General features: G+C 74.9%; 2 protein-coding genes and 1 pseudogene. All 3 read left to right on the top strand.

From position 1 onward, the window contains the following. The first annotated feature begins 43 nt into the window (after positions 1-43). Positions 44-523: an NUDIX hydrolase gene (locus B4M60_RS02080; RefSeq protein ID WP_291079822.1), complete on the top strand. Its 480-nt coding sequence runs from the start codon at positions 44-46 to the stop codon at positions 521-523. Next, positions 520-2,634 carry a DUF6049 family protein gene (locus tag B4M60_RS02085; RefSeq protein ID WP_291079824.1) on the top strand — a complete coding sequence of 705 codons (2,115 nt, stop codon included), beginning with the start codon at positions 520-522 and terminating at the stop codon, positions 2,632-2,634. The genes B4M60_RS02080 and B4M60_RS02085 overlap by 4 nt, the downstream gene beginning before the upstream one ends. A 37-nt stretch (positions 2,635-2,671) precedes the next feature. Continuing rightward, positions 2,672-3,513: pseudogene (locus B4M60_RS02090) on the top strand (hypothetical protein); the annotation flags it as partial.

Genomic DNA, 3,513 nt, shown 5'->3' on the forward strand with positions numbered 1-3,513 from the left:
GGAGCAACCCCCCGTGACGGAGGGTGCTGGTTACAGTAGGCGGGTGACCACCCCGACGCCCCCGCCAACGGGGCGGCGCCTGCCCTCGGTCGAGGAGCGGTGCGCCGGTGGCGTGGTCATCGACGTCCACGAGGGACGGGCCCGGATCGCCGTCATCGCCCGCCGCAACCGCGCCGGCCGCATCGAATGGTGCCTCCCCAAGGGCCACATCGAGCCCGGCGAGACCCTCGTCCAGACCGCCGCCCGAGAGGTCGCGGAAGAGACCGGCATCACCGCCGAGGTCCTCACCGAGCTCGGCACCGTCGACTACTGGTTCGTCGCCGACGACCGTCGCATCCACAAGGTCGTCCACCACTACCTCCTCCAGGCCACCGGCGGCGCGCTGGGCACCGAGAACGACCCCGACGGCGAGGCCATCGACGTCGCCTGGTTCCCCCTCAACGAGGTCGCCAACCACCTCACCTTCCCCAACGAACGGCGGATCGCTCAGGCGGCGTGGGAGCGCCTGGCGGGCACCGCGTGAGCGCTGGCCGGCGCCGGCGCAGGCCCCTGCTCGCGGGCCTTCTGCTCGCCTCGGCGACGCTGCTCACCTCCGTGGGCGTGCTGGCCGCTCCTTCCGGTATGCCGGCCGCCGCGGCCGAGACCTCCGACGTCCACGTGGAGCTTGGCACCGTCGACCCGGCGGTGCCGACGCCCGGCCAGACCGTGACAGTCAGTCTTCGCGTGGTCGCCGGCGCCTCGGGTCTGGCGGCCGGCCGGGTCGACCTCGTCCGCGCCGACCAGAGCCTGATCTCCCGCAGCGACGTCGCCCGCTGGGCCGACGGCACCACCGCGCCTTCGGGCAAAGTCGTGGCGAGCTTCCCGCTCCCCGCCGCCGCGCCGAACGGCACGGTCCCGGTCCGCCTCACCGTCCCGGCCAGCCAGCTCGGCGCGACCCGCGCCTTCCAGACCGTGCCCCTGGCCGTGGTCGTCCGCGACGTCGCCGGCCAGCCGGTCTCGAGCCTGCACACCTTCGTCCCGGTCTTCACCCGCAAGGAGTTCGAGCCGGTCACGCTGACCTGGCTCCTGCCGGTGACCGCGCCCGCCGATCCGGACCTGTTCTCGGACAAGGCCCGAGTGCGGCAGGCCGCCTGGGAGTCGGCCATCGGCCCCGGCAGCCCCTTAGACGCGCTCGTCGCCGCGGCGCAGGGTCATCAGGTCACCTGGGTGCTCGACCCCGCCATCGTCCGCCCGGTGCCCACGCTCCTCGCCGACGGCACCGGCCCGGCCCCCGGCGCCACGACTCCGCCGCAAGATGGCGCCGACAGCACCGACCCCGTCGTCGTCCTGGCGGCCGGTTTCGCGGCCCGGCTCGCCGCTGCCTCCCCCGCCATCTGGTCCCTTCCGTATGCCGATCCGGACCTCGCTGCCCTAGGGGCCTCGGGCGGCGGGGCCGGCCTGTCGGCATACCTGAAGTCCTTGGTGGGACGTTCCTGGGCGACACCGCAGCGGACGGTGACAACCGCGTGGCCGGTCGACGGCACGCTGCGCGCCGCCGGACGGGTCGGGCTGCTCAGCACGGGGTACCCCAGCCCCGGCCCGGACGTCACCTTGGTGGCGGCGTCGACCCTGGCCGGGCGCAGCGGCTACACGGTCACCGCGCCCGGGCGGAGCGGAACCGGGCTGGTCACCGTCGCCTACGACGACACCCTCGGCGCGGTGCTGAGCGGCGCGACGACCTCGGAGCGCGCCGCCCTGGCCACCCAGCGGATCCTCGCCGAGACCCTGGCCATCGTCGACGAACAGGCCGGCACCGCCCGCTCCTTCGCGATCCTGCCCGCCCGGGGGTTTGCGCCGGACCCGCAGGGCCTGAACCGGCTGCTCACGGCGGTGTCCAGCGCGCCCTGGGTCACCGTCGGCTCAGGCGACGCCCTGCTCGCCGCCGCGACCGCCGCGCCGAAGTCAACGGCCGCGACCGCCGGAGCTCCCTCGGGTAGCCCCGGCGTCGCCCCCGCGGCGGCGCTCACCACGAGCTCGCTGGCGGCGGTGCTGCGTAGCGCCCCGGACGTCGACCGGCTCGCGCCGGTGCTCGGGGCGGACAAGGCGGCGGCCACAGAGCTCGCCGCCCGGTGGCACGACCGCCTCGACCAGGCCCTGTCGGCGAGATGGCGCGGGTCCAGCGCCTACGCGGCATACCTCACGGCGACCCTCGCGACGGTGACCACCGTGACCACCGGGGTCCGGGTCCTGCCCGGAACGCTGAACTTCCTCGCCGAGCAGGGCGCCGTGCAGATCGTCGTCGTCAACGACCTTGACGCCGAGATTCGCGGGCTCTCGCTGGTCCTCCAGCCGCAGAACGCCCGGGTGGTCGTCCTCGACGCCCCGGTGCCGCTCACCGTGGGGGCGCACAGCAAGGCGACCGTCCGCGTCGAGGTCCGGGCGCTGGCCGCGGGTCCGGTGCCGATGACCGCCTCGCTCCGGGCACCCGACGGCTCGACGGTGGGGACCTCCGCCGAGATCCTGCTGCGGGCGAACCCGCCTGCGGGGTGGTGGGGTTGGGCCTTCGCCGGGCTCAACGGGGTGCTCTTCGTCGTCGGCCTGGTCCGCAGCCTGCGCCGCAAGCGGAGCGGAGTGGCAGCAGGCGCTGCCGGGTGAGAGCTCGGTCCGCGCCATAGGATGGCGGGAAACCGACGTGAGGGGACGAGACGTGCACGGTGTGGGCCCGGGCTCGCTGCTCGGCGGGCGCTATGTCGCCCACCGACGACTGAGCGTCGATGGCCGGTCCGAGCGATGGAGCGCCACGGACACCGTCCTCGAGAGGGAGGTCGCCCTCGTCTGCCTTCCGGCCAGCCTGCCCCAGGCCCCCGCCGTGCTCGACGCCGCACGCCGCGCCTCGGCGCTTGAGGACCCCCGCCTGGTCGGCATCCTCGACGTCGGGGCCGATGGTGGGCTGCGATATGTCGTCGAGCAGTCCGGGGACGGCATCCCCTTGGCCGACCTGCTCACCGAGGGCGCCCTGCCCGCGGACGAGGTCCGCCGGATCGTCGGCGAGGTGTCCGTCGTCCTCGAACGAGCCCGTCTGCTCGGCCTGCACCACCAGGTGCTCACGCCCCGCAACGTGCTGCGTAGCCCCGCCGGCCGGGTCACGGTCCGGGGGCTGGCCATCGAGGCAGCGCTGTTCGAGCTCGAGGAGCCGGACTCCGCGCTCGCCTCACGTCGCGATGCCGAGGCTCTGGTGGCTCTCGCGTATGCCGCCCTCACCACCCGATGGCCGATCCGCACTCCGTTCGGCTACCCCGAGCCCGGGCTAGACCCGGCCCCCCGGATCGTCGGCGGGGTCGCCGCGCCCTCGGAGCTGGCCGCCGGGGTGCCCGCGGACCTCGACCTCATCGCCCGGCTCACCCTGCGCGAGGGCGCCGGCCCCACGACGCCCGGAGACCTGGCCAACCAGATCGCCCCGTGGCCCGAGCAGCCGGTCGACCTGGTCCACTCCCCGCGCCCGAGACCCCGCTTCGGGATGTCTCCGCCGACGGT

This window comes from Dietzia sp. UBA5065 (genome assembly GCA_002415925.1).
Taxonomy (GTDB): Bacteria; Actinomycetota; Actinomycetes; order Mycobacteriales; family Mycobacteriaceae; genus Dietzia.